Origin of the sequence: Candidatus Thiothrix putei (assembly GCA_029972225.1) — a bacterium.
In the GTDB taxonomy this organism is placed as follows: domain Bacteria; phylum Pseudomonadota; class Gammaproteobacteria; order Thiotrichales; family Thiotrichaceae; genus Thiothrix; species Thiothrix putei.
Window position 1 is genome coordinate 1876235 of record CP124756.1, and the last position, 26616, is coordinate 1902850.

Below are 26616 nucleotides of genomic sequence, written 5' to 3' on the forward strand. Positions count from 1 at the left end.
TCAACTGCGAATCCCAATGCCTTTATTCAACAAATACAGGCTAAATCCGCCCAACAAGCCGATAAAACCGATGATTACCGCGTAACTTACCCAAATCGCCATATCCGACGCGCCCAAAATGCCGTAACGGAAGCCATTCACCATGTAGAGCACGGGGTTCAGCAAGGAAATGTTCTGCCACAGCGGTGACAGCATCGCAATCGAGTAAAACACCCCGCCCAAATACGTCAGCGGCGTCAGTACGAAGGTTGGGATAATGGTGATGTCATCAAAACTTTTCGCGTACACCGCGTTGATTATCCCCGCCAACGAAAACAGTACCGATGTCAGCAGCACAATCGTAAAGGTGATGAAAATATGTTGCACACTCAGGGTACTGAAGATCAGCGATACCAGCGTGACTGCCAACCCAACCGCCAAGCCACGCGCTACGCCACCGCTTACAAAGCCTGCCAGAATGATCCAATTCGGCATCGGCGATACCAGCATTTCGGCGACATTGCCCTGAAATTTGCTGCCGTAAAACGACGACACCACGTTGGCGTAGGAGTTGGTGATCACGGTCATCATGATCAAGCCCGGCGTAATGAAGTCGATGTAGCTATGCCCTTCCATATCGCCAATTTGCGAGCCGATCAGATTGCCGAAAATCACGAAATATAGCGCGGTGGTGATCACGGGGGGAACAATGGTTTGTACCCAAATCCGTGCGAAGCGCAGCACTTCTTTGACCAGAATAGTGGTGTAGGCTGTCCAGAGTTGTTGAGCATTCATTGCTTGTTGTTCTCCACCAAATCCATGAAAAGTTGTTCTAAGCGGTTGGTTTTATTGCGCATACTGTTGACGATGACACCGTGTTCATTGAGGAAGGCGAACACTTTGTTGAGTGAGTAGTGTTCTTTGTGGAATACCGCTTCCAAAGTGGTTGGGTCTTGCAGGGTGAAATGGCACAGGTTGCTGGTAGTCGGTAATACCTGCACCGGGCTGGCAAGGTCGAAGACGTAGCTTTCGGTATCCAGTCGGTTGAGAAGCTGTTTCATGCTGGTGTTTTCGATCAACTCGCCTCGGTCGATAATGCCGATATTGCGGCACAGGCTTTCGGCTTCTTCCAGATAGTGGGTGGTAAGAATGATGGTTGTGCCATCCGCGTTGAGTTTGCGCAGGAATTCCCACATCGAACGGCGAATTTCGATGTCAACGCCAGCGGTGGGTTCGTCGAGAATCAGCAGGCGCGGTTGGTGGATGAGGGAACGTGCAATCATCAGGCGGCGTTTCATGCCACCGGAGAGGGTGCGGGCTTGGTCGCGGGCTTTTTCCCACAAACCGAGTTGTTTGAGCAGCACTTCGGCACGGGCAAAGGCTTCGGCACGCGGGATGCCGTAATAGCCGCCTTGATTGACCACGATTTCAACGACTGGCTCGAAAATATTGAAGTTGAATTCTTGCGGCACTAGCCCGATTTGCGCTTTGGCTTGTTCGCGTTGGGTATCGAGGTCGTAGCCGAAAATGCTGACCTTGCCTGCGGTTTTGTTCACCAAGGAACTGGCAATGCCGATGGTGGTGGATTTGCCTGCGCCGTTTGCACCGAGCAGGGCGAAGAAGTCGCCTTGTTCCACGCGCAAGTCGATACTTTTGAGGGCGGTGAAGCCGTTGCCGTAGGTTTTTTGTAAGCCTTGAATGTCGAGAGCCGTCGTCATGGTGATTTTTCTGTTGAAAACGAAACGTGAATGTTAGCACGTATCTCACGAGTGGGGATTTGTTGTGACATAATACGCGCCATTATGAAATTGTATGATCTGTTAACTGTTGGACAAGCCAAGCATTGGGCGCACTGGCTGTGGCGCGTGCCGTTGTTGCTGTTCATGGCGTTGTGTGTGTGGTTGCTGATTTTTCGTTGGCTGCCAGTGCCGACTTCTGCGTTTATGTTGCGCCAAGATGTGGTGGCTATCTTTAGCGCGGAAACGCCGTTTGTGCGCCACGATTGGGTGAGTTTGGAGGAGATTCCGCGCCACATGCAGTTGGCGGTGATTGCGTCCGAAGACCAGCGTTTTGCCGAACATTGGGGTATTGATATGGTGGCGACCGAGGCGGCGATTCGGGCGGAAATGCGCGGGCGTGGCAAAGGTGGCGGCAGCACGATTACCCAGCAGTTGGTGAAAAACCTGTTCCTGTGGGAAGGGCGGAGTTATCTGCGCAAGGGCTTGGAATGGGGCATTTCTGGGGTGATGGAAATCTTCTGGTCGAAAGAGCGGATTCTGGAGGTTTACCTGAATACCGCGCAGTTTGGTAAGGCGGATTATGGCGTGGGGGCGGCAAGTGCGAATTTGCTGCATAAGCCGGTGGGCAAGCTGGGGGCGGCGGATGCGGCGTTGCTGGCAGCGGTGTTACCCGCGCCGCGCAAATACAGCGTGGTGAAGCCGTCGGGGTATGTGCGGGCGCGGCAGAGCCGGATTTTGCGGCAGATGCGTTCGATTGGTGGGGCGGCGTATTTGCAGAAGTTGGATTGAGCTGCGTGGTGACCACGAAGGGTGGTAGTAGTGCTATTACATCGTTTTTGGCTAAATTCTACTAACGCACGATTTCCAACCGCACATCCGCCGTACCCGGCAATATCAGCCCAAGCTGTTCCGCCGCTGCCAACGACACATCGACAACCCGCCCCGCTTTGTAAGGCCCACGGTCATTAACCCGCACGACGACAGAACGCCCGTTTTGCAAATTAGTCACACGCAGCAACGTGCCGAAAGGCAAGCTGGGGTGAGCGGCGGTCATCGCATACATATTGTACGGTTCACCGCTGGCAGTCGGGCGACCGTGGTATTGGTGTGCGTAGTACGAAGCCTTGCCTGCCATTGCTGTTCCCGTGCCAAGTGTTTGGCAAGCGACCAGCAAGCAGCAGGACAGTAGCGGCAAGATGCTGGATTTATTCATGATTTCCAAAAAAAAACATACGACGGATTTTGTCAATAAATGCATTAACATTTAAGAATATACGGGAGTTGCGTTAGAATATCGACATGGCAAGAATCTTTATCTCCGCAACCCACAAATCCTCTGGCAAGACCACGCTTTCGATTGGTCTGTGCGCTGCTTTGCACGCTCAAGGCTTGCGGGTACAGCCGTTCAAAAAAGGCCCCGATTACATTGACCCGCTGTGGCTCGGTGCAGCCAGCCAGCGCCCTTGCCACAACCTCGACTTCAATACCATGACACCGGATGAGATTATCCAGACGGTGCAACATTATTCGCTGGACGCTGATATTGCGCTGATCGAAGCGAATAAAGGCTTGTACGACGGCATGGCGCTGGATGGTTCGGATAGCAATGCTGCCGTTGCCAAGCTGACCCGTTCGCCCGTCATTCTGGTGGTGGATTCGCGGGGGATGACCCGTGGCGTAGCACCGTTGTTGCTGGGTTATCAGGCGTTTGATCGGGAAGTGAATATTGCCGGAATCATCTTCAACCGTGTGGGTGGGGCGCGTCATGCTGCCAAGTTACGCGAATCTGTTGAGCATTACACCGATATTAAGGTGCTGGGTGCGGTGCAAAACAATTCTGAGATGGAGATTGAGGAACGCCATCTGGGGTTAATGCCGAGCAATGAGAGTGGCGAAGCAGAGGCGCAGATTGCGCGGATTCGGGAGCTGGTGGCAGAGCAGGTGGATTTGGGGGTGTTGTTGGGGATAGCGTCTGGTTCCTCTTCGCTCCCGCCACCCCTTGCGGGGGAAGGGCTGGGGATGGGGGGGAATGCTCCATCTCTCCGCATCGGCATCTGCCAAGACCCCGCCTTCGGTTTTTACTACCCCGGCGACCTCGAAGCTCTCCAACAAGCAGGCGGAACCCTCGTTCCCGTCAACACTCTGCAAGACACAGCTTTGCCAGCCATCGACGGCTTGTTCATTGGCGGTGGTTTCCCCGAAACCCACATGCAGCAACTCGCGGCGAATGCATCCATGCGCGAATCCATCCGCACCGCCATCGACAACGGCTTGCCCACCTACGCCGAATGCGGGGGTTTGATGTACCTATCCCGCAGTCTCATTTGGAATGGGCGGCAAGCGGATATGGTCGGCGTGATTCCCGGCGATGCGGTCATGCATACCAAGCCGCAGGGCAGGGGTTACGTGAAATTGCAGGAAACCGCTGACATGCCCTGGCCGGGTGGCGATATGCTGCACACCATCAACGCGCATGAGTTCCACTACTCGCGCCTTGAGAATTTGACCGCGACGGGTAAATTCGCCTACCGTATGCGGCGCGGAACCGGCATTGACGGTCAACACGATGGCTGGGTTTACCGCAATTTGTTAGCCTCTTACACGCACATGCGCGACACCTCGCAATTTCGCTGGGCGCAGCGTTTTGTTGAATTTATTCGCCAGACTCAAAGGAAAATTACTGCATGATCACAGTTACCCCCACTGCTGCTAACCAGGTTCGTACCGCATCGGTACAAGGCAATGCCATTGGCTTGCCGTTACGGATTGCCATTCAGAAAAAGCCGGATGGCGGATTTCATTACCTGATGGGATTTGATGATCAAAGCAAAGACGGCGACCAAAAAATGGAATCCGAAGGTGTGGCGTTAGTGGTGGATGAAGCTTCCCAACCTTTAGTGGCAGGCATGACGCTGGACTACGTGGAAATTGACGGTAAACTGGAGTTTGTCTTTATTAACCCGAATGACCCTAACTACCGTCCACCACAGGCATAATTTCGTGCAAGAAAGCGTTGTCAAACTCCCCATTCCCACCACACTGCGCCAGCAGGCAGAGGTTGACGATGCTACTGCTACGGCTTCACGTGACAGTTACTGGGCGAGTCAGGAAGGTCGCCCGGTGATTGATTTGCCTTGGCAGGCACAGGTGAGCCTGATGGTGTTGTTTTTCACGTTCACGGTAATTGGCGCAGTCTATTTTTGGGCAACCAGCAGCAAAGCCGAGTACCAGTGGATTGCACCGGTGATGACTGGCTTGTGGATCATGGCCGGTGGTGGGGTGTTATCGCTGCTGTATTGGGTGTGGCGTGAGTTTTCTAAATTTGGGGCGGAATTATCCCGATGGGCGATTCGTCTGCGTAAAGGCGATTTGAGTGCGCGGATGCCGATTTCAGGCAAAAGTTGCCCATCACGCAAAATTCGCGAGCAAATCAATGCGATTACCGAAGATTATCAAGCGCTGTCACGGGTGCAACAAAAGCGCATGAGTCGGCAGGAAAAGTACATTGCCCAAAAAAAGCGTCACTTGAGCGTTCTCTATGAAGTCGCAAGCTGTGTAAATCGTGCCGATAGTCTGGAGGATTTGCTGAACCGTTTTCTGCATACGTTGACCGATGTAGTGCACGCGGAAGCAGCGACGGTGCGTTTGCTGGATCGCGAAGGCAATATGCGCTTGGTGTCTAGCATTGGTTTGAATACCGCCGCCTTAAAAGCGGAAGAAACCTTGCCATTACCCGGTTGCTTATGCGGCAAAGCTGCCAGTGACCGCGAAATCAAAATGCGGGGTGATGTTTCACAATGCAATGTGATTCTAGGCAAGCCTTTATGTGCGGGTAAACAAGACTTGGAAATGCTGGCGATTCCGCTGCAATACCGTGATAAAATTTTGGGTGTTTATAATCTATTCATTCGTCAAGGGCGTTATGACAAACTGGAAGACGATGAATTATTGCTGAGCATCGGTCAGCATTTGGGTATGGCGATTGAGAAAGCCAATAGCGATGAAGACATGCGCACCTTATCCATTATGGAAGAGCGCACTCGTATGGCACACGAGTTGCATGATTCACTGGCACAAACCCTTGCCAGCTTGCGTTTTAAAGTGCGTTTGCTGGATGACTCGTTCAATCGCGGGGTGGAAGCCGATATGTGGCATGAGTTGGAGGTGTTGGAAAACACCATCGACGAAGCCTACGCGGAGCTACGCAGTCTGATCACGGATTTCCGTGCGCCGATTGATGGTAAAGGTATCTTGCGTGCCGTTGAGCGCCTGACGGAGCGTTTCCGCCAAGAAACTGGCATGGAAGTCTTTTTCTATCACAATTGGGCGCTAAAAGATTTGTCCCGTGAAGCGGAAATTGAAGTGATTCGGATTGTGCAAGAAGCGCTGACCAATATTCGTAAGCATAGCCAAGCATCCACCGTGCGTCTGCTCTTGCACAGTAGCGAAGAAGGCAAATGCAGTATTTTGGTGGAAGATGACGGCATCGGTTTGCCTGATCCTTTGCCTGAACCCAATCCAACCACTGGCGAACACATCGGTTTACGCATTATGCAGGAGCGAGCCGAAAAGATCGGTGGTGAGATACAGTTTGAAAGTGAGCCGGGTGAGGGTACACTGATACAATTGAACTTCGATGCACCACCAACCAAGAAGCTCTCTGACTTGTTTGGCGTGTAACCCGCTCTGATGACCACAGTAACAAGCGACCCCACATGAACGAAAAAGTATTGTTGATTGATGACCACACCCTGTTTCGTGCAGGTTTGGAAGATTTGCTGACACGGCGGGGTATCCGTGTGGTAGCTGCGGTCGGCAGCGGTGATGAAGGGCTGGCGGCTGCACTGAACCTTGAACCCGATATTGTCTTGCTGGATATGCGGATGCCACAAATGGATGGCCTCAGCGTATTACGCCAGTTACGCAAGAATACCCCTAATTTGCGCGTGGTCATGCTGACGACCAGCAGTAATGAAAATGATCTGGTGGAAGCGTTACGCAGCGGGGCACGCGGTTATTTGCTCAAAGATATTGAGCCGGATGAACTGGTTGTGGCATTGCGTGAAATCGTGGCGGGTAAAACGGTGGTTGCGCCCGAACTTGCCCCCGTATTGGCTAGAGTAGTGCAAGGCGGGGATGCACGTGCTAATGAAGATAAAATTGCTAACCCGTTTTCCGAGCTGACGCCCCGTGAATACGAAATCCTGACGTTGCTGGCAGAAGGTCAAAGCAACAAAGTCATTGCCCGCAATTTGGGTATATCGGATGGCACGGTAAAACTGCATGTGAAAGCTATTTTACGTAAATTGAATGTGAGTTCGCGCATTACGGCGGCGGTGATGGCGGTGGAGCACGGTATCCGTGTGGAAGCGGCTAACGCTGAGAATTAAATCTGCCTGAGACTATTATGAAGACTGAAAAAACCTTCGCAGCGTTGGTCGCTGATGCACTGCTGCATATTCAAGAAGTTATGCCGTGGGATGTTGAGGAAATGCAGGCGAGCAATCCTGATCTGCTCATTGTCGATATTCGTGAAGCGGATGAATACGCGGCTGCTCATATCGAAAACGCCTTGCATGTGCCGCGTGGTATTTTGGAAGCATCCTGCGATTGGGGTTATTCCGACACGATTCCTGAATTAGTACAAGCGCGGGATAAGCCGGTTGTATTGGTATGCCGTTCAGGAAATCGTACTGCATTAGCGGCATTAACGTTACGTTTGATGGGCTATCAGCAGGTGTATTCCATGAAAACAGGGGTACGTGGCTGGAATGATTATGAGCTACCGTTGTTCAATAACGCGGGTGAGCAAGTGGATATTGATTGGGCAGAAGCGGAATTAAATCCACCGGTACGCCCCGATCAGTTGGAGTCTAAACCATAGGTCGTGTACCCAAATACATTTTTTGTATGTATTACGCAACATATCAATAAAATCAACCAACGTATTGTCTCTTTACTGCTACACTTGCGTTACTTTGTGTGAAAAACGCCCGATGTGCCGGGTAAAGTAAGGAGATCAAGCGTGATGAAACAAACATCCTCTCAAACATTGGCAGGTATGCTGGTGTTGTTGGTAAGTTTAACCGTATCGGGTTGTGCAAACTTTTCTGAAATGATGGTGGGTGCAGTATCTAGTATCAATCCATTCAAGCAACAAACAGAGGCAGAAGCACCTGATGCGGCACCTATTAATAAAGGTGTGCCTTTAGCCGAGCCTAAATCCAGCATTCGGGTGGAAACCAAGCCACCCGAACCCAAAGGGCAACAAAAGGTTGAAGTTAACGTGGGTAACAATAAGCAATGCACAACCTTCTGTGCTTTGCCATTACGTAAACCTCCGGCGTCTAAGTAGCAAACGACTTTCCTGTTATGAGCTACAAGACAACATAGAACACCCTGCCTTATGCCGTGCCCATTCAGGGCGTTTTTCGGCAAATGTTGCGTATTGCGCTTGCTCGTCGTAGGGATGACGCAAGACTGTTAACAATTCCGTGATGAGACTATTATCCCCGCTGGCTGCTTGGTCAATCGCTTGTTGCGCAAGGTAGTTGCGTAGCACGAAACGTGGATTAACCGCATTCATGCGCTTCTGACGTTCACCTGTTGGCATGTTATCTTTTTGTAAACGCTGACAATATTGCTGTAACCAGTTATTCCACTCGGCATGATACTGTTGCAATAGGTCGTCACGGTAGAAAGCGGGGTAGAGTGGTGTGAGTGTCGGTTGTTGCACGTCTAGCATCGCAAGGTTGCGGAAGAACAGCGTCATGTCCACTTCCGTTTTGTGCAACAGCTCAAACGCGCTATTGATCCATGGTGCATCTTCATCGGAAAGTTCCCGAATTCCGAATTTCGCCGCTAGCATCGTACCGAAAGTTTCGCTGTAAGTATCGGCATATACTTGCGAACCGGCATCCAACACACTGACATCGCTGATCACCGGTTTCAGCGCATCTTTTAAACGTGCCAGATTCCAATGACCGATGTAAGGTTGCTGCCCGTAGCTGTAACGTTTGCCTTGTGCATCGGTGGTGTTAGGTGTCCACATGGGGTCGTAATCTTCCAGCCAGCCGTAGGGGCCGTAATCAATCGTTAAGCCGAGAATCGACATATTGTCGGTATTCATCACGCCATGCACGAAGCCGACGCGCATCCAATGCGCAATCATGATGGCTGTGCGGCGGCAGATTTCCAAGAACCATTGCCCGCGCTTTTCCTGTGTATCGCCTCGCAGTTCGGGGTAATCACGGGCGATGGTAAAATCCACTAACTGTTCCAGCAAACCGATGTCGCCGCGTGAGGCGGGCAGTTCAAAATTGCCGAAACGTATGAAGGAAGGCGCGACACGGCAAACAATTGCACCGGGTTCAATTTGCGGGTTGCCATCGTAAAACATGTCACGTACCACGCCATCGCCGGTTGCGACCAAGCTCAGGGCACGCGTAGTAGGAATGCCGAGGTGATGCATGGCTTCACTGCACAGGAATTCGCGCACGGAGGATCGCAACACGGCACGTCCGTCAGCGCGGCGTGAATAGGGAGTGGAACCTGCGCCTTTGAGTTGCAATTCCCAACGTTCGCCCGCGTTGTTGATGGTTTCGCCGAGGCTCATGGCACGTCCGTCGCCTAATTGTCCTGCCCAGCCGCCGAACTGATGCCCGCCGTAGCAGGCGGCGTAGGGTTGCATCCCGGTCATGAGCTGGTTGCCGCCGAATACTTGCGCGAAATCGGGGTGTTGCATGTCGGCATCTGTCCAACCTAATAGCGTGGCGACTTCGGATGAGTACGCCAGCAATTGCGGATTGGCTACCGGCGTGGGTTGCACGCTTGACCACAGTGCATCATACACTTGACGTGGCATATTAATTCCGTCGGTATCGCCGGGGAGTTCGCGTACAAAACGGTTATCAAAAATTAGGGGACGCATGGGGAATCCTGTTGGTGGAGTGTCCGCAAGCAAACCAGATGATGGGGAGCATGTCGAGAAGCCGTAATGAGCGGGGTGGATTCCGTTGTGCCATGAAAAAAGGGAGTGCTAACGCACTCCCTTAAATTCCGTTGTTGGAAATATTATCTTCGGAGGAGGATATTATTATTTCAATGCATCAGCAGCCAACGGCTTCATTTCTGCCGCGTTTGCTGCAACTTCTTTGCGCAGTGCATCTGGCATTGGGATCAAGCCTTTGTCTGCCAAATAACCGTCATTACCCCATGCTTCTTCGCTAGTGAATTCAGCAACGAATTCTTTGATGCCTTTCACTTGGTCAACGTGCGCGTTTTTCACGTACATGAACAATGGGCGAGAAACAGGGTAGCTGCCGTCAGAAATGGTTTCAAACGTAGGGGCAACACCACCTACTTTAGAGCCTTTCACTTTGTCGTTGTTTTGTTCCAGGAAGCTGAAACCGAAGATGCCCAGTGCATTCGGGTTAGCTTCCAGTTTTTGTACGATCAGGTTGTCGTTTTCACCGGCTTCGATGTAAGCACCGTCTTCACGCATGGTGGTACAAGCGGCTTTGTGCTCTTTTTCTTTGGCTTTAGCTTCGTCAGCTTTGCCGTCTTCTTTCAGCTTTTTGGATTCAGCGTGAATGGCATCCAGTGCTTCGATACCTTTACAGCCGCCTTCCATGACCATTTCGGAGAAAGCGTCACGTGTGCCGGAAGTTGGCGGTGGACCCAGAACTTCGATTTTTGCATCAGGCAGTGCTGGGTTGACTTCTTTCCACGTTTTGTAAGGGTTGGCAACCATTTCGCCTTTGTCATTCGGCAGGGTTTTAGCCAGTGCCATGAACAAATCTTTCATGCTCAGGTCATAATCAGCCGCGCTTTTTGCGTTAGCAATCGCGATACCGTCAAAGCCAACTTGTACTTCTGTGACTTTATCGACGCCATTTTTGGTGCAGTCTTCCAACTCGCTTTGCTTCATGCGGCGTGAAGCGTTAGTGACGTCAGGGGTTTCGATGCCTGCGCCGGAACAGAACAGTTTGAAGCCACCACCAGTACCGGTAGATTCAACTTTCGGTGCTGCATTGCCAGTTTTCTTAGCAAATGTTTCAGCAACGCTGGTAGAGAAAGGGTAAACAGTGGAAGAACCCACGATTTCGATGTTGTCACGCGCTTGTGCAGCAGTAGCAGACAGTGCAATACCCGCAGCAATCGCCAGAGCAAGTTTCTTCATTTGAAAGTCTCCAAAGTTTTAGGTCAATCGTCTTCAATCAGTGTCAGTGTTGAACTGCTGCGAACTATAAGCGCGGAATATGACAGCTTTGTGACAAACACAAAAAAATACGGTGATACACTTTCGTTCGGGAATGTAACCCAATAACCTCAAGGCATCGGAAACTAGGAAAATAAAATGCAGCGATTACGCAGAATAGTACGGTTGATTCGGTTAGCGACACACACAGGTGTCGGTGTGTTACTGACAGTGTTATTTGCCGGGGTGTGGCAAGCCACTTTCTATCCGCGTTTGGTGCGCTGGTGGCTAGGCAAAGCAGGGCGGATTATTGGGGTTCAACTCAATGTGGTAGGTAAGCCTGCGGATGAGGCAGTGTTGATGGTGGCTAACCATATTTCGTGGCTGGATATTGCGTTGTTGGGCGGGGTGGCTAATCCACGTTTTTTGTCAAAGCAAGAAGTACGTCACTGGCCGGTGATTGGTTGGTTGGCGGCGAAATCCGGAACGTTATTCATTACACGCGGTAAAGCGGGCGCGGCAGCACAAGCGGCTACGACGATTTTGCAAGCGTTACAGGCGGGGGATTCGGTATTGCTGTTTCCAGAAGGCACGACAACGACCGGAAATGATGTACGCACCTTTCATGCGCGTTTGTTTGCACCTGCATTTGAGGCGGGTGTGGCGGTGCAGCCGGTGGCATTGCGTTATCCGGGGCAAGACGGTTTGACGAACCCTGTCGTGCCGTATGTCGATCAGCAATCCTTGTGGGATAATTTGAAAGCGTTGTTAGCGGAAGCGGAGGTTCAGGCAGAAATTCACTTTCTACCGTTAATGACAACGCAAGGTATTGACCGCAAAGCACTGGCGGCGGCTTGTGAGCAACAAATCCGTGCTTTTTGTGCGATGCAGCAGTAAGCTTTAGGGATTGTTTTAACAGGAGCAGACTGATGGCGCACTGGGTACGTTTTTCCGCCGAGGGTGAAACCCGTTTTGGCACGTTGGCACACGGCATTATCACGGAATATTGCGGTGATATGTTCGCCGAACATTCGCTGAGTGGGCGTGAATTTGCCTTGGCAGCCGTGCAATTGTTGCGCCCGTGTGAGCCTTCCAAGCTGATTGGTTTGTGGAATAATTTTCAGGAACGGGCAATGGTCGAAAATCTGCATAAGCCTGCACATCCACTGTATTTCCTTAAAGCCGCTAACAGTTTTGCGGGGCAGGGTGAGGTTATCCCACGCCCAAGTACTTACAACGGCATGGTGGTGTTTGAAGGGGAATTGGGTATTGTCATCGGTAAACGTTGTAAAGGTGTTTCGCTGGAGCAAGCGCCTGACTACGTTTTCGGTTATACCTGTGTGAATGATGTCACCGCACGTGACTTGCTGAAACAAGACCCGGTATTTGTACACTGGACGCGGGCGAAAAGTTTCGATCAATTTGGGGTGTTTGGTCCGAGCATTGCCACAGGGCTTGATGCGTCTGAGTTGCGAGTTAGGGTTGAGTTGAATGGAGAGGAGAAGCAAAACTATCCGGTGGCGGATATGTTCTTTTCACCGCATGATATTGTGAGTCAGATTTCGCACGATATGACGTTGGAGGCGGGTGACATTATTGCTTGCGGCACATCAGTGGGCGTGTGCGGAATGAATGATGGGGATACTGTGGTGGTCAGCATCGCGGGTATCGGCGAGCTGACCAACCGTTTCGGTTAAGCGTTAAGTGCTTAGTGAGAATTGGTGGGTGGTTTGGCACTGTGGCTTAAGCGATCCGTGAGGGCATACAACACGCCGGATACCACAAAGGTTAGATGAATGCCAACCATCCACGCCATTTCTTCGGTGGAAGGAGCATGGGGTGAACCCAATGCCATGAAAGATTTGAGCAGATCGATCCCTGAAATAGCGACGATAGAGCCGATGAGTTTGAGTTTTAAATCGCTGAAACCGATATGCCCCATCCAGTCGGGGCGATCCGCGTGACCGTGGAGATCTTCCATTTTAGACACAAAGGTTTCATAGCCGCTAAAAATGATAATAATCAGTAGGTTCATGATTAGGGAAATATCGACCAGTGAGAGGACGCCAATGATAATGTCGTCATCGGTGGCCGTCATAATGCCTGCGGCTAACCCCCAGAGGATTTTCACCGCTTTGAACAGTAATACGACTAGAGCCGCTACTAAGGCTAAATAAACGGGAGCGAGTAACCAGCGGCTTGTGAAGAGGAAATGCTCAAATAAACTTTCAATGTATTTCATGGTGATGTTTGCTTTTTTGCTAGGTTGAGAATGGGCGCAATCATAGGGGGTGTGTCGGGCAGTGGCAATAAACATGGTAGCATTCGCCAAAATACGGGATGATAGACACCTTTTGTACCGACACGATGATGGAGATTATGGATTTCGACCACGCTGAACTGTTGACCATTAAGGATTATATTCGCTGGGGCGCAAGCCGCTTTGCTGAGGCTGAACTGAGTTTTTCTCACGGTATGTCCTCACCGTTTGATGAAGCCGCTTATTTGGTGCTGCATACGCTGCATTTACCAGTGGATACCCCCGACTTGTATTTTGACAGCCGTCTGACGGGCAGTGAACGTGCAGCCGTTGCTGACATCGTGCAACAACGGGTGGAAACGCGTAAACCAGCGGCGTATCTGACGAATGAGGGTTGGTTTTTAGGCTTACCGTTTTATGTGGATGAAAATGTCTTGATTCCGCGCTCGCCGATTGCGGAATACATTGAAAAACAGTTTTCACCGTGGATTGAACCGCATCAGGTACATACTATTTTGGATCTTTGCACCGGCAGTGGTTGCATTGGTATTGCTTGTGCTTATGCGTTTCCCCATGCACGGGTCGATTTGAGCGATATTTCTGAGGCGGCTTTGGAGGTTGCTCAGGTGAATATTGAGCGCCATAACCTTGCAGGGCAAGTGGAGGCGATTCAGTCTGATTTATTTGAGCATTTGCAAGGCCGTCAGTACGACATTATTGTCAGCAATCCCCCGTATGTGGATGCAGACGATATGGCTGCATTAACCCCAGAGTTTTTACATGAGCCTGCTGAATTAGCGCTCGCTTCTGGGGAGGATGGTTTGGCACATACACGCCGTATTTTGCGTGATGCAGCCACGCATCTTACGGAAAACGGTATTCTGATCGTGGAAGTGGGCAACAGCCAATACGCGTTGCAAGCGGCCTACCCAGAAGTTTTATTTCATTGGTTAGAGTTCGAGCGCGGCGGTGATGGTGTATTCCTGCTCACCGCCGATCAAGTACGGGAGTTAGCCGGTCACTGATACGAATAATAGGAGGTATTGTTACCTACCGCCTGTATACGGGTATGTGGTGCTGCCGCTGTTATTGTTGGTATAGCATTGGGTTTTTTGCGCTTCTGGCAAGCTGTTGAGTGGTGTGAAACCCTGTGCGAGAGCCGCATTCATGGAGTTGCTGGTTACGGTGAAAATATTGATTTTGCCATCAGCACCACCGCAGAATGCGGGGTACATGCGTCCATCCATGCCGCAACTGCTGGCGGTAACAATTGCACCACCGGCTTGGAGTTGACGCTGCATTTCTGCCAGTGGCACACCGCCACCTTCACACTGGCGCGAGCCTTGGTATTTGTACACATCCACATAAGTAACGGGTGTTGGCGTCGCTGGTGGATACGTGGTTGTGCCCCATGGATTCCACGGGTTGACGTAAGCGTCGTTGGGTACACAAGCACTTAACAAGAGGCCGGAGACTAAGGCCGCAACTCCGATTTTGATAGGCAACATAAGTGACTCTCCTTCGCAAAAAAATGGGTAGCATCATTTCAACGAATATTCATTTCAATGACAACTACCCATTTGAGTGGCTGGAATGGCTTTCAGTTCCAGCTTGCTGTATTAATGACTATCGGTGGCTTAACCCATCGCTAACATCAGCTTGTTCAGGCGATTGACGAAGCCCGCAGGGTCTTCCAGTTGCCCGCCTTCCGCCAGAATGGCTTGATCCAGCAAGATACTGGACCATTCGCCAAAGCGCTCATCATCGGTTTCCGCTTCCATGCGCTTTAGTAAGGGATGCGTCGGATTGATTTCCAAAGCAGGTTTGGTATCTGGCATTTCATGACCGGCCTGTTTCATTAGTTGCTGCATGTACAATGCCATGTCGTGCTCATTCAGTACAATGCAAGACGGTGAGGTGGTTAAGCGGTGTGAAACGCGCACTTCGCCAACTTTTTCGCCCAATGCTGTTTTTATGTGCTCGACCATGTTCTTGGCTTCGGCTTCAACTTTGGCTTGTTCCTGTTTGTCTTCCTCGGTTTCGAGTTTGGACAGGTCGAGCTGACCTTTAGCGACGGATTGCAGCGATTTGCCTTCAAACTCCATCAAATGCTGTACCAGCCATTCGTCTACGCGATCAGACAGTAACAGCACTTCGATGCCTTTTTTGCGGAACACTTCCAGATGCGGGCTGTTTTTCGCAGCGGTGTGGCTGTCGGCGGTGATGTAGTAGATTTTGTCCTGACCTTCTTTCATGCGGGCGATGTAGTCTGGCAAGGAGACGGTTTGTTCTGCACTGTCATCCAGTGTGGAAGAGAAGCGCAGCAATTTGGCGATTTGTTCGCGGTTGCTGAAGTCTTCGCCTGGGCCTTCTTTGAGGACTTTGCCGAACTCTTTCCAGAATTTCGCGTATTTTTCCGGTTCGTTGGCAATCATGTTTTCCAGCAAACCAATGACTTTTTTCACTGAGGCATTTTTCATGTTCTCGATGATTTTATTGCCTTGCAGGATTTCACGCGACACATTCAGCGGCAGGTCGTTGGAATCCAGTACACCGCGCACAAAACGCAAATAGCGTGGCATCAGCTTGAATTCTTTGTCTTCCATGATGAAAACACGCTGTACGTACAGCTTCAAGCCGTGGGTGTTGTCACGGTCGAACAGGTCGAAGGGGGCTTTGGAGGGCAGGTATAGCAAGGACGTATATTCGTACTTACCTTCGACGCGGTTGTGTGACCACGCCAGCGCGTCTTCCCAGTCGTGTGAAACGTGTTTGTAGAATTCCTGGTATTCCTCATCCTTCACTTCGGATTTGGCACGTGTCCACAGCGCATTGGCTTTGTTGACGGTTTCCCATTCATCCTTGATTTCACCGGCTTCGGTTTTACGCATGTTCACCGGCAGCGGGATGTGGTCAGAATACTGGCGGATGATATTGCGCAAACGCCAGCCGTCAGCCAACAGCTTTTCGTCTTCTTTGAGGTGCAGGACAATTTCTGTACCACGGGTGGCTTTCTCGACCTGTTCCAGCGAGTAGCCGGATTGCGCATCGGATTCCCAACGGACACCTTCAGAAGCAGCAGCACCCGCGCGGCGAGTGGTCAGCGTTACTTTGTCGGCAACGATGAAAGAGGCGTAGAAGCCTACCCCGAACTGCCCGATCATGTGCGAGTCTTTTTTCTCGTCGCCGGTCAGTTTGCTCAGGAATTCTTTGGTGCCAGATTTGGCAATCGTGCCGATATTGGTCACGACTTCATCGCGGCTCATGCCGATGCCGTTGTCGCGCACGGTAATCGTGCCTGCTTGTGCGTCGAATTCGACTTCCACGCGCAATTCGCTGTCGTTCTCGTAGAGGCTGTCGTTGCCAATGGCTTCAAAACGCAGCTTGTCGCACGCATCCGAACCGTTAGATACCAACTCGCGCAGGAAAATTTCCTTGTTGGAATACAGTGAGTGAATCATCAGGTGTAACAGTTGATTCACTTCGGTTTGAAATTGCAGGTTTTCTTTATTGCTTGTTGCCGTCATGGGTTGTGAGTCCTCATATCTTGTGTATTTCGATGTGCACAGAATGGGGGGTAAGGTGAAAATTTCAAGGGGCGAGTCTGAGTACTATTCAGTTCATCGAGATTCTTCTTCAGTTCATCATTTGATCGATATAAAAAATACTTTGTCTTTCATATAGTGAAGTTGAGAGCTAATGATGAAATGGTGTTGAATAATTTTCATAATTTATCTTGAAACATCTGCTATTTTTATACTAGATATTAACAAGGATTAGTTCGTGAAGAATTTTATCTTGTATTCATGGTTTATTGTCATTTCTGGTTGTTTGGGCGTTTTTTTACTAAAAAATGGAGTTGGATATGTCTAAAAAATTATCAATTATCGCGTTTGGGTGTGCTGTTGCATGGTTAGTATCCGGTTGTTCCAGCGTCATGGTGGGAAGTGCGCCTGATAAAAATCCACCTAAGTTGTTGAAGGCTGAAAATGTGCGGGGTTTGGATAAAGGGAAAGTCGCAGATGTACAATGGGATCGGCCCATCGCTTTTGGTCCAGTCCCAACGAACCTCCAGGTAGTAGGCGATGCTGCGTGTCAAGCGGGTGGTTTTGCCAAAGCCATCGGATACCATCCTTCTGCTATCGGCTTAGATGGGAAAGCAATCGCAGGTGGCGGCTACTTTTGCTCCAATAGTTAACAAAAATAATTGTTTGGTCTAGCTAAAAGGCTGTTCTGTAGCCTTCTCTCTCTCTTGTGAAGGAGAAGGCTATTTATTATCAATTAATCATCTGCTCACAAAACACATCACCCTGACCTTTATCACGGAACCATTTGGTGATGATAGTTTTTTCACCTTCCTCGACAGGCATTCCATGATGCAGTGTTTGACGATTAGGTAGGCCATCTGGATAGAGGTTGTTCCAGATGACAGCCTGCCCTTGTTTTGGATAAAAGGTATGGTCTAGGTACAGAAAATGTGTTCCCCCACCTTTAAGGGTATTATTTAAATAAACCATAAAAGTCCATGTCCGTTGGCCTTGTTCTTCTGCAAATTCGTGATAGGCTGGTGTGTTAGGCGTAAAATGATCATGGTGTGCTTTAAGTTCTTTGCCTACCCCGTAATGTTGGGCTTGGATTGGCTCTGAATAGGGTAGGCAGATGCCAAGGGTGCGGGCTATTTTTTCATCTATGTAATCAACAAAAGGATCTTCGTTATGACGCAGATGACAGGTCATGCTGGTGCGGAATGCTGGGTCACCATTGTAATGGGAAACCGTGGAAGGGGATAAATTCTGTTTCGTGAGAGCAATGATGCGCTCGCACTCACTTGGACTGAGGAAGTTATCAATAGTATAGAGTTGTAATATATCAGTCTCGAAACGTTTTGCGCCTAAAGCTAAACCACGCACATCCATAAGTGTCGATAGTGTTTGATGGTCAAAGGTTGTGTTTGTCTGTATGGGCTGTGTTTCTATACCTGTTGGGTACATGTCCCCCATCATTTGTTGAATCGTGTTGGCATTGAAGCCGTTGTTACGCATGATTCTGTATATTTCTTCTGTATTACACTGACGTGAAAGGTTGGTATCTAACCAGTCTTTCCATTCTTGATCCATTGCAAACATGACAACCCCCTTCTTTATCCATCAATAATCACATTTATATAGTAAGTCTCTGACTATTTTCTATGTCATAGGTCAATATTTTTAATATCAATCCGGCATAACAATAAATACATTGTCACCTTGCGGTGTTACTTGAGTAGGTTGCACTTTTTTCTTGGGCGATGTAGCTGGTGGTGAACCCACAACAAAGGTACTTTCTGTCACAGGGATGACAACTGCGGTAGTAGCTGGCGTTGGTTTTGGGTGAGTTATAGGTTGTGAAATGGTTATCGGTGGTGCAGGCGGTGTCACAACAGCAACGGGGATAGGGGGAGGGGGGGCTTCTCGAACATCTGTTGGTGCTGGTATATCGACCGTTGCCTGAGTCTTCATTGAAACGTTGTTATTTTGATGTGGCATCTTTATAGGTGTCTGTGCCTTGTCAGGTAACGGTTTTTGGGTCGACTTTTCTACAGGCTGGTATTTTTTATTTTCGGTTGTTGTTTTAGTTACAACTTGGGCGGTCGTTTCAACGATTTGCTTTTCAGTGGACGTTGTAGTGGCGGTCAATACAGCATTGCCTATCGGTGTGACGGGCTGTACGTTCATTTCTTTGGAAAGAATGGGTTGTTCCGTTGGCGATACGCGATTAGCCGTTATTGAAACAGCATGGGTGTCGGGTGTGGCAATCGTTAGCTTTTCTGAACTTTCCAAGTTTGGGGTAATAGTGGTGGCAATGGGATTTACTATAGCTGGTAAAGATTGCTGGTAAAATTGATAGATGCCTGTCAGGAGTAAAAGTATGAGAGGTACTGCTGCAATCGTTACAGGGCGGGCAAAGCGTGAGGTTGTTTGTTGAGTAGCATCATTGTTCATGGGTATGCTGGTAAACGCATGTACTAACTCATAGGGGGACGTTTGGCGTTCATAACGTTCCAGCGCCAAGCCTCGTTGCAGGCTTTTTTGGGATTCCGGGGGTAAGTTTGTCAGTAAAGAAGGAGAGGTTTTCTTCTCGTAAGCCTCCAATGTACTCAGCGCACCGAAAGGAGGAGAGTCATGTAAGATCTGGTAAGCAATACAGGCAATAGAGAAAGTATCATCTTGATGAGTGGGCAGAATGCCACGGGCTGCTTGAGGGCTGCAATAGGCAGAATATATAGAAATTTTGGGTTTTATTTCTGCATTTAAGCTTGTTAAAATTCTCAGGGCAATTACAACTGGTGCATTCAAAAAAACATATTGACTTTCTTTGCATAAAATAGCACCAGGTTCAATGAAGCCAAAACCGTTCTTATGACTGATCTGTTTAGCGGCTTGTAAGGTTCCAAGTAGCAAGGGTTGTACGCGTTCCATAGCTATAGCTACACTTGATGAGCATGACTCTATGAGCTTGTGTAGTAATAGCTCTGTACACGGCTCATCCAACACAATCCAGTAAACGCCTTGAAATTCGCAAGTACCTGCCACCTTCAAAGGAGAGTTTTTCTGAGTAAATCCCTCTATTACCCTTGGCATAACATCATGAAAATTTGGATAAGCAGCGATCTCCGGTGCGACGGCTAACATTATGACCTGCTTTGGTGCATCGTCTTGATGAGCACTGATGAAATCATGTGCACAAAAAAACTTCCCTAAAGCGGTTGTTGAAAGTGGTTCGCCCAGTTCGTAGCGATCGGCAATAATAAGATTATGCTTGGTTTGCATGTTCAGCGGTTATTCCCCAAGTATACTTGTCTCAGAATCAACTCTGGTATGGGTGATTCAGTCATACTAGAATTATATGTCGTTAAATACTTTTGTTTATATGGAAAGCACACTATAATAATATCACTTTATTATGGCAGTGATCCACTGCATAATAAACGGTGTATTTGTTCTGATTAAAATGATGGAAGGAGGCTTCCAATGAATGTCATCAAAAAACTTTCAATGTCCGCAATGGTTGCAGTAGCGCTGGTTGGTGGTGTGTCTACCCCAGCTTATGCAAATCTGTCTGACCAAGAATTATCCAGTGCACAAAGTGTCGTCTTTAACGCGGCTAATACAGCAGCTCAGAATGCGGTTTCAGCAGGTTTAACGGGTGAACCAGCCGCTTTTGCTATTGCCCAAGCTGCAAACACAGCAGCAGCCACTATTCCGGGTTTAACAGGTAGCCAGTTGGCTTCTGTTGTGGCTTCAGCTACGTTACAAGCGGCAGCAGCAGCTAACATTCCTGGCGTAACTGCTGCGATTGCTGCTGCACAAGCAGCGACTGTTACAGGTGTAGCTGCTGGTACGGCTATTTCCGTGATTCCAGCCGTTTCCGCAGCAGGGGGAACTATACTCGCGGGCGGTAGCTTTAATGTGTATGTGGCAACTGCGGCTGGTTTAGCTGCTGCTGTTGCTGCATCTAAATGTGGTGGTGGTACAAGTTCTAGTTCTACAAGCTTGAGTGCGGGTAGTCCTTCAGGTGGTGGTACGCCTGTTCCTCCGCCATCGCCACCGCCAACGCCAACGCCAACGCCAGTTAGTCGTGGCTAATAACTCTATGTTCCCATGAACAAAAAGCCCTCATGATTGAGGGCTTTTTTCTGTTAAGTGCCTTATCGCTTGAATAGTAAGCGACCATTTCAGCACGTCTAGCCCTCGCGATTTCCACGTCCTAAACTGGTTTCCAACCTGAACAACCGAAGGAAACCTCAATGAAACGCCCTCACCGCCGCGCCAGCGAATGGCAAACCCTCATTAGCCAATGGCAAGCCAGCGTAAACGGTCATTCTAGCCCGTCGTTGACATCCGCAAACAAATCCGAGCGCAATGGCTTATCCGCAAACCGTTGTTTCCAACATCTTGGCGTAAGGTCTTGCACCTGAGAAGCGGGATGCTCACTAACGCGCAACAGAACATCCATCAGATAGACATACGGGTTAATGTCATGCAGGCGGCAGGTGGTGATCAGGCTTTGGATGATGCCCACGTGTTCCGCGCCGAGTTCTGTCCAGCAGAACAACCAGTTTTTCCTGCCCATGGGGATGGGCCGCAGGGCGCGTTCGATGTGGTTGGTATCCATTGGCACGTCGGGATCTTCCAGAAACACGCGCAGTTCGTGTTCGCGGCGGATGACATAACCAAGGGCTTTGGTCAGCGGGTTGGAGGGGATTAAATCGGTACGTTGTAATTGGGTTTGGCACCAGGCGAATTCGTATCATAAGTGCATAGCCCGTTAATCGAGGCGGGATGCGGCTTTCCTCATCAGGTCAGAGGCAAAATGTGGTAAAAAGCATCCCGAAAAACCACTGACAGGAGAGCTTCATGGCTTACACACACCTTACCTCTGAGGAGAGGCATTATATCGAAACCCGGCACAAGATGAAGGAATCGACGGCAACAATCGCGTTAACCTTGGGGCGCAGTCAATCGACGATCAGTCGTGAACTGACCCGCAACCGAGGGCAACGCGGCTATCGGCACAAGCAAGCGCACGCCAAAGCGCAACAACGCCATGCGGACAAGCCCAAAGCGGTCAAGTTGACCCCGGAACTGGCGGTCAGCATTGATACGCTGCTGGAACAGCAATGGAGTCCTGAGCAGATCAGCGGTCGACTGAAAGCGGAAGGCAAAGCCACTATACCTTACAGCGTCAAGACCTGAACATTTTTAAAGGTTTGAAAATTTGTTGTCATCAACTGGGTCAGTTCTTTCTTGTGATCGGTATCCAGCTTGTCGAGACAGTTGGTGATGGCCGCCTTGAAAGCGGGAAACTTATCATAGTATTTCGAGTACAAGCATTTTTTCTTGACGAACTTCCACAACCGTTCAATCAGATTGAGGTTGGGTGAATAGGTCGGTAAAAATAATAGTTCAATATTGAGCCTTTTCGCACAGGCAAACACGGCTTCACAGCGTTGATACTTGGCATTATCCAAGACCAAAGTGATCGGTATTTTGAGTGCTAACGCTGCAATTTTTTCCAATAATTCACACACGCTGTTAGCGTTGATATAGGAGTCGTTAGTGATCGTGATGAGTTGTAGCGTTATCGCATTGAGTGCGCCCAATACGTTGTAGCGTTGTCGACCACAGGGGGCTTTGATGAATACGCGGGAAAATGACCACAAAAACCCCAGAAACGGTGCTAACACGAAGTGGGCGGCATCGACAAAAAAGGGCGCGTTTGCCCTCCTTAGCCTCCTGAATGCGCGGTTTTAGTTCATTTTCCAGGAACTTTTCTTGTGCTTCCACATCAGCTTTGGCGGGTATCATCCCCACTTTATGGATGTCCATCCCTATTTTCTTCATAAAGACACGTACCCTGTCCTCACTGCGTTTGATGCCTGTCAGCTCCTCAATCTTAGCGGCTGCCGCCTTGCTGGTTGCGGGGGGATATTCACGAAAATAGGCTTCAATCTTGTCTTTATATGCCATCAAATCACTCTGTGGTTTATTGAATCGTATTTCTTTAAGAGCTTCTAAACCGTTAGGTTGTAGGTAGGCGTTTAGGTAGGCAAGCAGCGTGGCTTCTGTAATCCTTTCCAATCGTTTGATTTCCTTATGCGTCAACTGTTGGGATTTCAGGTACAGCACGGACATTTTCTTACGGACTCTGGGATGAGGATGGCGCTCCTTCCAGTAGAACAGCTCCGCTATCTCATCCTCAGTGAAAGTGATTTTTAATGTCATACATTACTCATGGCTGCTTTTGTTACCAGTCATCTAACCATATTTCCTTGATCAAAAAAACTATTTTATGGCACGGACTGGTATATTTGCCATGAAGCCATCTACCAGCATGTACTCAGGGACAAGCGTAAGCGACCATTTCAGCACGTCTAGCCCTCGCGATTTCCACGTCCTAAACTGGTTTCCAACCTGAACAACCGAAGGAAACCTCAATGAAACGCCCTCACCGCCGCGCCAGCGAATGGCAAACCCTCATCAGCCAATGGCAAGCCAGCGGCTTATCCGCCCCGGCATTTTGTGAACAGCACAGTATCGGTTACGCCAGTTTTTGCCAATGGCGGCAGCGTCTACGCTCCGCAGATGGCGTGGAGGAACCAGCCGTTCCCGCCAATACCTTCATCGACTTGGGAGCATTATCGGCGGGTCATGCCGCGCTGGGGCAAGGCTGGCACATTGTGCTGAGTTTGGGGAATGGTGTTGAACTACGCCTGAGCCAACGCTGATGTTTACCCCCGCAGCCACCGCCCGCATCTGGCTATGCACCCAAGCCACCGACATGCGCAAAAGCTTTACGGGGCTGACCGCTTTGGTGAAAAACCAGTTAGGAACTGTCCCGAAATAACTTCCCTCTTTTCTGCTAACAGCGAAAGGGGGAAGATAGCCCCTTGTAATGCCAATCAACACCGAGGATGAGCCAATGGATGTTTACCCATCAGCCATAGAAAAACAAATGCAGCGGTTCTACCAATCGCTCAATGAGCGTGACCGCCGCCGCTACGCCGCCGTGGAAGCCGTCCGGCTTGGGCACGGGGGGCAGGACTACATTTCCCGGTTATTGGACTGTGACCCCAAAACCATCCGCCACGGGTTGACGGAGTTGGAATCGGAAGATGGCTTGCCCACCGTAAGGCAGCGAAAAAAAGGGGCGGGCGCAAACGGCTGAACGCTACGCACCTGCAATTGGATGAGCATTTTCGCCAAGTTTTAAAGGATCATACGGCAGGCGACCCCATGCGGGAGGCGGTGAAATGGACGAACCTGTCACGTCGGCAGATTGCCCGGCGGATGCAGGCATTGGGGACATCGGCTGGGAAAAACGTGGTGTCGCGCCTATTGCGGGAGCACGGCTACCGCCGCCGCAAGCCCCAGAAGAAACGCACCATGGGGCAACACGCTGACCGTAATGCCCAGTTTGAAAAGATTGCCCAACTCAAACAAACCTACCTGCAAGCAGGCAAACCCGTGATCAGCATTGACACCAAAAAGAACTCAACAGTCATAAGTTCTCCCCATTCCCCCAAGCAGCACGAAATCCCTTAGAGTAGGCGTTACCAGCGACCTATTATCCAAGGGACATCATGCTAGTTGATCTATACCAGAACCTTCACCACTTTAAAAGTGAATTTTCGCGCCAGCGAGCATGGCTATTGTTTTGCGCCATCATCCTGAGCTTTTTAGCGGCGACCGAGATGAGCGGGGTCACGTCGATGTGCCGTTACTGGTTATCGGATGAACGGGGCTACCATCGGTTGCTCCATTTTTTTCGTGCCGGGTCTTACCATCCTGAGCGGTTACGGGCGAGCTGGCAGCGGTGGGTGTTGTCCCATGCGCCGCCGGTTGAGGTGGCGGGGCGTTTGGTGGTGCTGGGCGACCATACCCATGTGGTTAAGGATGGTGGGCGGATGCCGGGGGTCGTTTCCTTGCGGGAAACCTCGGAAACCCAAAGCAAACCGGACTATTTCCGGGGGCAGTGTTGGGGAGCCGTGGGGTTGTTGGTGGGGAGCCTGTCCGCCTGTTTCTGCCTGAAGCTGAGTTTGCAAATCCATCAGGGGTTTCGGCATTTGGGGGAAGAGGATGCTAACGACCCGACACTCAAACTGGGGACACGGGTGGTGCAGATGGCGTTGTCGTTTGCGCAGGTGAATGACCGCCCGGTGTGGCTGGTGCTGGATGCGTTCTTTGCCACGGCTTCGGTGTTCCGGCTGGCACGCTCGGTTTGGTCGGTGGCGTTACAACAACCACTGGTGCAGGTCATCACCCGCGCTAAAAAGAACTATGTGGCCTACTTCCCTGCGCCACCCAAACCGCCGGGAAGGCGTGGGCGGCAACGCCAGTACGGGATGAAGCTGGTGTGTAAACGGTCATTCTAGCCCGTCGTTGATATCCGCAAACAAATCCGAGCGCAATGGCTTATCCGCAAACCGTTGTTTCCAACATCTTGGCGTAAGGTCTTGCACCTGAGAAGCGGGATGCTCACTAACGCGCAACAGAACATCCATCAGATAGACATACGGGTTAATGTCATGCAGGCGGCAGGTGGTGATCAGGCTTTGGATGATGCCCACGTGTTCCGCGCCGAGTTCTGTCCAGCAGAACAACCAGTTTTTCCTGCCCATGGGGATGGGCCGCAGGGCGCGTTCGATGTGGTTGGTATCCATTGGCACGTCGGGATCTTCCAGAAACACGCGCAGTTCGTGTTCGCGGCGGATGACATAACCAAGGGCTTTGGTCAGCGGGTTGGAGGGGACTAAATCGGTACGTTGTAATTGGGTTTGGCACCATTCAAAGAACTGGTCGACCAACGGCTTGCTGTGGGTGAGGCGGTAGGTACGTTTGGCTTCCCCGTCGAGTTTTTTCTCGTTAATCTGGGCTTCGTGCTGATAGAGTGCCGCGATAGTGTCAAGGGCTTGGCGTACTGCTTGTGGTTCAGTAGTTTCGGCGGCAATGAAGGTGCGACGGCTGTGTACCCAGCATTGGGCATGGGTAATCTTGTCATTGGCGTTGACGTAACTGGCATAAGCACGGTAACCGTCGCTGAGCAGTGTGCCGCTGAACTGTTGGCGAAGGGTCTTTTCAATGTGTTGCCGCCCACGGCTGGCGGAGAAGGTGAAGACGATTTCGTCCTGATCCCCGTACAGCGGCCAGAAGTAGCCTTGCTTCATCTTGCCGTTGCCTGCGGGGCTGGCTTTGATGGGGGTTTCGTCCATCGCCAGCAGCTTGCTTTGCAGTACACTGGCGAGTTGCGCTTCGGCAATGGGTTTGAGCAGGTCGATGGCACGTTTCACCGCATTGGTCAGCGTCGTGCGGCTGAGGGTGATCCCCGCTTGGGTCAGGCGTTGGTGCTGGCGGTACAACGGCAGGTGGTACTGGAACTTGTCCACCAACATCCCCACCAAAAAGCTGACATCGGTGACACTACGTTCCAGCACGTTGGCGGGTGCAGGGCTGGGAAGCGGTGGGTTGCTGAGCGAAGCCGAAGCACTGCCCTTGCGTTTGATGACGGGGCGCTCGTATTGCAGGATCAGGTAGCTGGCAGGGCGTTGCGCCACCCGATGAGTCACCTGGGTGCCGATCACCTCATACTGGTCAGCCTCTTCCCCCTGAAGTTCCGGCGGGGTGAGGTGAATCACCTTGACCGGGACATCGGCGGTAAAGCGTAACCCGCTGTCATTCACGCAGTCATCGGGGCGCAGCTTGGGGGCTTTGCCGCGTTGGTAGGTGACGGTAATGCTTTCACCCTCGGGTGCGGCAACTGGGGCGACTGCGGGGGCAAACAACGGCAACTGCGCCACCGGTATCTCAACCGGACGCTTTTCCGATTTGCTGCCAAAGACATGTTGCCTGAACCACGCCAATTGGCGTTTCAATTCAGCTATACTTTGCCCGTGAATAGCT

At 50.5% G+C, this 26616-nt stretch carries 28 protein-coding genes and 3 pseudogenes; 18 read left to right on the forward strand and 13 right to left on the reverse strand.

Features of this window, described 5'->3' with window-relative positions; translation table 11 throughout:
- Together QJT81_09675 and QJT81_09680 are read right to left on the reverse strand one after the other, a co-directional pair.
- The gene (locus QJT81_09675) at positions 1–774 is read right to left on the reverse strand and encodes an ABC transporter permease (protein WGZ96216.1); all 774 of its coding nucleotides are present in this window, start codon (positions 772–774) and stop codon (positions 1–3) included.
- Complete coding sequence (locus QJT81_09680) at positions 771–1697, reverse strand: ABC transporter ATP-binding protein (GenBank protein ID WGZ96217.1); 927 nt, start codon at positions 1695–1697, stop codon at positions 771–773. The genes QJT81_09675 and QJT81_09680 overlap by 4 nt, the downstream gene beginning before the upstream one ends.
- Positions 1698–1727: 30 nt before the next feature.
- On the opposite strand from QJT81_09680, the gene mtgA reads away from it, so the two are divergent.
- A complete protein-coding gene (mtgA, locus tag QJT81_09685) occupies positions 1728–2507 on the forward strand; it encodes a monofunctional biosynthetic peptidoglycan transglycosylase (GenBank protein WGZ96218.1) in 780 nt (259 codons plus the stop codon).
- Between the two features lie 61 nt (positions 2508–2568).
- Here mtgA and QJT81_09690 read toward each other — a convergent pair whose 3' ends face one another.
- Positions 2569–2931 (reverse strand): septal ring lytic transglycosylase RlpA family protein, encoded by a 363-nt coding sequence (locus QJT81_09690; protein ID WGZ96219.1) that lies wholly within the window; start codon positions 2929–2931, stop codon positions 2569–2571.
- 86 nt (positions 2932–3017) lie between these two features.
- Between QJT81_09690 and cobB the strand changes: the two genes are divergently transcribed.
- The 6 genes from cobB (at position 3018) to QJT81_09720 (ending at position 8073) form a co-directional block, all read left to right on the forward strand.
- The gene (gene cobB, locus QJT81_09695) at positions 3018–4406 is read left to right on the forward strand and encodes a hydrogenobyrinic acid a,c-diamide synthase (glutamine-hydrolyzing) (protein ID WGZ96220.1); all 1389 of its coding nucleotides are present in this window, start codon (positions 3018–3020) and stop codon (positions 4404–4406) included.
- Complete coding sequence (locus QJT81_09700) at positions 4403–4714, forward strand: iron-sulfur cluster assembly accessory protein (GenBank protein WGZ96221.1); 312 nt, start codon at positions 4403–4405, stop codon at positions 4712–4714. Before cobB ends, QJT81_09700 begins: the two co-directional genes overlap by 4 nt.
- A gap of 4 nt (positions 4715–4718) precedes the next feature.
- Positions 4719–6398 (forward strand): histidine kinase, encoded by a 1680-nt coding sequence (locus tag QJT81_09705; protein WGZ96222.1) that lies wholly within the window; start codon positions 4719–4721, stop codon positions 6396–6398.
- Positions 6399–6433: 35 nt separating this feature from the next.
- Complete coding sequence (locus tag QJT81_09710; GenBank protein ID WGZ96223.1) at positions 6434–7108, forward strand: response regulator; 675 nt, start codon at positions 6434–6436, stop codon at positions 7106–7108.
- A 17-nt stretch (positions 7109–7125) separates the two neighbouring features.
- Positions 7126–7602: a rhodanese-like domain-containing protein gene (locus tag QJT81_09715; protein WGZ96224.1), complete on the forward strand. Its 477-nt coding sequence runs from the start codon at positions 7126–7128 to the stop codon at positions 7600–7602.
- Between the two features lie 141 nt (positions 7603–7743).
- The gene (locus QJT81_09720; GenBank protein ID WGZ96225.1) at positions 7744–8073 is read left to right on the forward strand and encodes a hypothetical protein; all 330 of its coding nucleotides are present in this window, start codon (positions 7744–7746) and stop codon (positions 8071–8073) included.
- A gap of 15 nt (positions 8074–8088) precedes the next feature.
- On the opposite strand, the gene QJT81_09725 is transcribed toward QJT81_09720, so the two are convergent.
- Both QJT81_09725 and QJT81_09730 read right to left on the reverse strand, forming a co-directional pair.
- On the reverse strand, positions 8089–9648 hold the full coding sequence (locus QJT81_09725; GenBank protein WGZ96226.1) for a YdiU family protein: 1560 nt from the start codon (positions 9646–9648) through the stop codon (positions 8089–8091).
- Between the two features lie 165 nt (positions 9649–9813).
- A complete protein-coding gene (locus QJT81_09730; protein ID WGZ96227.1) occupies positions 9814–10899 on the reverse strand; it encodes a substrate-binding domain-containing protein in 1086 nt (361 codons plus the stop codon).
- Positions 10900–11076: 177 nt separating this feature from the next.
- Here QJT81_09730 and QJT81_09735 point away from each other — a divergent pair, with 177 nt between their 5' ends.
- Both QJT81_09735 and QJT81_09740 read left to right on the forward strand, forming a co-directional pair.
- Positions 11077–11814: a lysophospholipid acyltransferase family protein gene (locus tag QJT81_09735; protein WGZ96228.1), complete on the forward strand. Its 738-nt coding sequence runs from the start codon at positions 11077–11079 to the stop codon at positions 11812–11814.
- A 32-nt stretch (positions 11815–11846) separates the two neighbouring features.
- Positions 11847–12614, forward strand: coding sequence for a fumarylacetoacetate hydrolase family protein (locus QJT81_09740; protein ID WGZ96229.1), 768 nt, complete (start codon positions 11847–11849; stop codon positions 12612–12614).
- An 11-nt stretch (positions 12615–12625) separates the two neighbouring features.
- Here the strand turns inward: QJT81_09740 and QJT81_09745 are convergent, their stop codons facing one another.
- The gene (locus tag QJT81_09745; GenBank protein ID WGZ96230.1) at positions 12626–13159 is read right to left on the reverse strand and encodes a TIGR00645 family protein; all 534 of its coding nucleotides are present in this window, start codon (positions 13157–13159) and stop codon (positions 12626–12628) included.
- A 98-nt stretch (positions 13160–13257) separates the two neighbouring features.
- Between QJT81_09745 and prmB the strand changes: the two genes are divergently transcribed.
- Positions 13258–14202 carry a 50S ribosomal protein L3 N(5)-glutamine methyltransferase gene (prmB, locus tag QJT81_09750; protein WGZ96231.1) on the forward strand — a complete coding sequence of 315 codons (945 nt, stop codon included), beginning with the start codon at positions 13258–13260 and terminating at the stop codon, positions 14200–14202.
- Between the two features lie 21 nt (positions 14203–14223).
- Here prmB and QJT81_09755 read toward each other — a convergent pair whose 3' ends face one another.
- Both QJT81_09755 and htpG read right to left on the reverse strand, forming a co-directional pair.
- Complete coding sequence (locus tag QJT81_09755) at positions 14224–14685, reverse strand: hypothetical protein (protein ID WGZ96232.1); 462 nt, start codon at positions 14683–14685, stop codon at positions 14224–14226.
- Between the two features lie 129 nt (positions 14686–14814).
- Positions 14815–16704 (reverse strand): molecular chaperone HtpG, encoded by a 1890-nt coding sequence (htpG, locus tag QJT81_09760; GenBank protein ID WGZ96233.1) that lies wholly within the window; start codon positions 16702–16704, stop codon positions 14815–14817.
- 338 nt (positions 16705–17042) lie between these two features.
- On the opposite strand from htpG, the gene QJT81_09765 reads away from it, so the two are divergent.
- Positions 17043–17375, forward strand: coding sequence for a hypothetical protein (locus QJT81_09765; protein ID WGZ96234.1), 333 nt, complete (start codon positions 17043–17045; stop codon positions 17373–17375).
- Between the two features lie 79 nt (positions 17376–17454).
- On the opposite strand, the gene QJT81_09770 is transcribed toward QJT81_09765, so the two are convergent.
- Together QJT81_09770 and QJT81_09775 are read right to left on the reverse strand one after the other, a co-directional pair.
- Entirely contained in the window at positions 17455–18303 is an 849-nt protein-coding gene (locus QJT81_09770) for a 2OG-Fe(II) oxygenase (GenBank protein WGZ96235.1), read from the reverse strand.
- An 87-nt stretch (positions 18304–18390) separates the two neighbouring features.
- Positions 18391–19986 carry a hypothetical protein gene (locus tag QJT81_09775; protein WGZ96236.1) on the reverse strand — a complete coding sequence of 532 codons (1596 nt, stop codon included), beginning with the start codon at positions 19984–19986 and terminating at the stop codon, positions 18391–18393.
- Between the two features lie 201 nt (positions 19987–20187).
- Between QJT81_09775 and QJT81_09780 the strand changes: the two genes are divergently transcribed.
- Positions 20188–20802, forward strand: coding sequence for a hypothetical protein (locus QJT81_09780; GenBank protein ID WGZ96237.1), 615 nt, complete (start codon positions 20188–20190; stop codon positions 20800–20802).
- Between the two features lie 232 nt (positions 20803–21034).
- On the opposite strand, the pseudogene QJT81_09785 reads toward QJT81_09780, so the two are convergent.
- Positions 21035–21424 (reverse strand): annotated as a pseudogene (locus QJT81_09785) (transposase).
- Between the two features lie 149 nt (positions 21425–21573).
- On the opposite strand from QJT81_09785, the gene QJT81_09790 reads away from it, so the two are divergent.
- A complete protein-coding gene (locus tag QJT81_09790; GenBank protein WGZ96238.1) occupies positions 21574–21912 on the forward strand; it encodes a helix-turn-helix domain-containing protein in 339 nt (112 codons plus the stop codon).
- Here the strand turns inward: QJT81_09790 and QJT81_09795 are convergent.
- Positions 21894–22941 (reverse strand): annotated as a pseudogene (locus tag QJT81_09795) (IS630 family transposase). The gene QJT81_09790 and the pseudogene QJT81_09795 overlap by 19 nt on opposite strands.
- Before the next feature lie 212 nt (positions 22942–23153).
- Here QJT81_09795 and QJT81_09800 point away from each other — a divergent pair.
- The 5 genes from QJT81_09800 to QJT81_09820 are packed head-to-tail and all read left to right on the forward strand — an operon-like array spanning position 23154 to position 25091.
- Complete coding sequence (locus QJT81_09800; GenBank protein WGZ96239.1) at positions 23154–23444, forward strand: IS66 family insertion sequence element accessory protein TnpB; 291 nt, start codon at positions 23154–23156, stop codon at positions 23442–23444.
- Positions 23444–23563 carry an IS66 family insertion sequence element accessory protein TnpB gene (gene tnpB, locus QJT81_09805; GenBank protein WGZ96240.1) on the forward strand — a complete coding sequence of 40 codons (120 nt, stop codon included), beginning with the start codon at positions 23444–23446 and terminating at the stop codon, positions 23561–23563. The genes QJT81_09800 and tnpB overlap by 1 nt, the downstream gene beginning before the upstream one ends.
- A 48-nt stretch (positions 23564–23611) precedes the next feature.
- A complete protein-coding gene (locus tag QJT81_09810; protein WGZ96241.1) occupies positions 23612–23884 on the forward strand; it encodes a hypothetical protein in 273 nt (90 codons plus the stop codon).
- Between the two features lie 17 nt (positions 23885–23901).
- Positions 23902–24261 carry a hypothetical protein gene (locus tag QJT81_09815; GenBank protein WGZ96242.1) on the forward strand — a complete coding sequence of 120 codons (360 nt, stop codon included), beginning with the start codon at positions 23902–23904 and terminating at the stop codon, positions 24259–24261.
- A gap of 38 nt (positions 24262–24299) precedes the next feature.
- On the forward strand, positions 24300–25091 hold the full coding sequence (locus tag QJT81_09820; GenBank protein WGZ96243.1) for a transposase: 792 nt from the start codon (positions 24300–24302) through the stop codon (positions 25089–25091).
- Here the strand turns inward: QJT81_09820 and QJT81_09825 are convergent.
- Positions 25083–26603, reverse strand: a pseudogene (locus tag QJT81_09825) (IS66 family transposase). The gene QJT81_09820 and the pseudogene QJT81_09825 sit on opposite strands and share 9 nt — an antisense overlap.
- Positions 26604–26616 lie beyond the last annotated feature (13 nt).

Bases quoted from the DNA above. Each gene is read 5' to 3' on its own strand.
- QJT81_09710 (WGZ96223.1), top strand. From the start codon at position 6,434: ATGAACGAAAAAGTATTGTTGATTGATGACCACACCCTGTTTCGTGCA.
- cobB (WGZ96220.1), top strand. From the start codon at position 3,018: ATGGCAAGAATCTTTATCTCCGCAACCCACAAATCCTCTGGCAAGACC.
- mtgA (WGZ96218.1), top strand. From the start codon at position 1,728: ATGTTAGCACGTATCTCACGAGTGGGGATTTGTTGTGACATAATACGC.
- QJT81_09800 (WGZ96239.1), top strand. From the start codon at position 23,154: ATGAAACGCCCTCACCGCCGCGCCAGCGAATGGCAAACCCTCATCAGC.
- prmB (WGZ96231.1), top strand. From the start codon at position 13,258: ATGATAGACACCTTTTGTACCGACACGATGATGGAGATTATGGATTTC.
- QJT81_09820 (WGZ96243.1), top strand. From the start codon at position 24,300: ATGCTAGTTGATCTATACCAGAACCTTCACCACTTTAAAAGTGAATTT.
- QJT81_09765 (WGZ96234.1), top strand. From the start codon at position 17,043: ATGTCTAAAAAATTATCAATTATCGCGTTTGGGTGTGCTGTTGCATGG.
- QJT81_09700 (WGZ96221.1), top strand. From the start codon at position 4,403: ATGATCACAGTTACCCCCACTGCTGCTAACCAGGTTCGTACCGCATCG.
- QJT81_09745 (WGZ96230.1), bottom strand. From the start codon at position 13,159: ATGAAATACATTGAAAGTTTATTTGAGCATTTCCTCTTCACAAGCCGC.
- QJT81_09770 (WGZ96235.1), bottom strand. From the start codon at position 18,303: ATGTTTGCAATGGATCAAGAATGGAAAGACTGGTTAGATACCAACCTT.
- QJT81_09780 (WGZ96237.1), top strand. From the start codon at position 20,188: ATGAATGTCATCAAAAAACTTTCAATGTCCGCAATGGTTGCAGTAGCG.
- tnpB (WGZ96240.1), top strand. From the start codon at position 23,444: ATGTTTACCCCCGCAGCCACCGCCCGCATCTGGCTATGCACCCAAGCC.
- QJT81_09690 (WGZ96219.1), bottom strand. From the start codon at position 2,931: ATGAATAAATCCAGCATCTTGCCGCTACTGTCCTGCTGCTTGCTGGTC.
- htpG (WGZ96233.1), bottom strand. From the start codon at position 16,704: ATGACGGCAACAAGCAATAAAGAAAACCTGCAATTTCAAACCGAAGTG.
- QJT81_09675 (WGZ96216.1), bottom strand. From the start codon at position 774: ATGAATGCTCAACAACTCTGGACAGCCTACACCACTATTCTGGTCAAA.
- QJT81_09775 (WGZ96236.1), bottom strand. From the start codon at position 19,986: ATGCAAACCAAGCATAATCTTATTATTGCCGATCGCTACGAACTGGGC.
- QJT81_09680 (WGZ96217.1), bottom strand. From the start codon at position 1,697: ATGACGACGGCTCTCGACATTCAAGGCTTACAAAAAACCTACGGCAAC.
- QJT81_09790 (WGZ96238.1), top strand. From the start codon at position 21,574: ATGGCTTACACACACCTTACCTCTGAGGAGAGGCATTATATCGAAACC.
- QJT81_09725 (WGZ96226.1), bottom strand. From the start codon at position 9,648: ATGCGTCCCCTAATTTTTGATAACCGTTTTGTACGCGAACTCCCCGGC.
- QJT81_09740 (WGZ96229.1), top strand. From the start codon at position 11,847: ATGGCGCACTGGGTACGTTTTTCCGCCGAGGGTGAAACCCGTTTTGGC.
- QJT81_09755 (WGZ96232.1), bottom strand. From the start codon at position 14,685: ATGTTGCCTATCAAAATCGGAGTTGCGGCCTTAGTCTCCGGCCTCTTG.
- QJT81_09730 (WGZ96227.1), bottom strand. From the start codon at position 10,899: ATGAAGAAACTTGCTCTGGCGATTGCTGCGGGTATTGCACTGTCTGCT.
- QJT81_09735 (WGZ96228.1), top strand. From the start codon at position 11,077: ATGCAGCGATTACGCAGAATAGTACGGTTGATTCGGTTAGCGACACAC.
- QJT81_09810 (WGZ96241.1), top strand. From the start codon at position 23,612: ATGCCAATCAACACCGAGGATGAGCCAATGGATGTTTACCCATCAGCC.
- QJT81_09715 (WGZ96224.1), top strand. From the start codon at position 7,126: ATGAAGACTGAAAAAACCTTCGCAGCGTTGGTCGCTGATGCACTGCTG.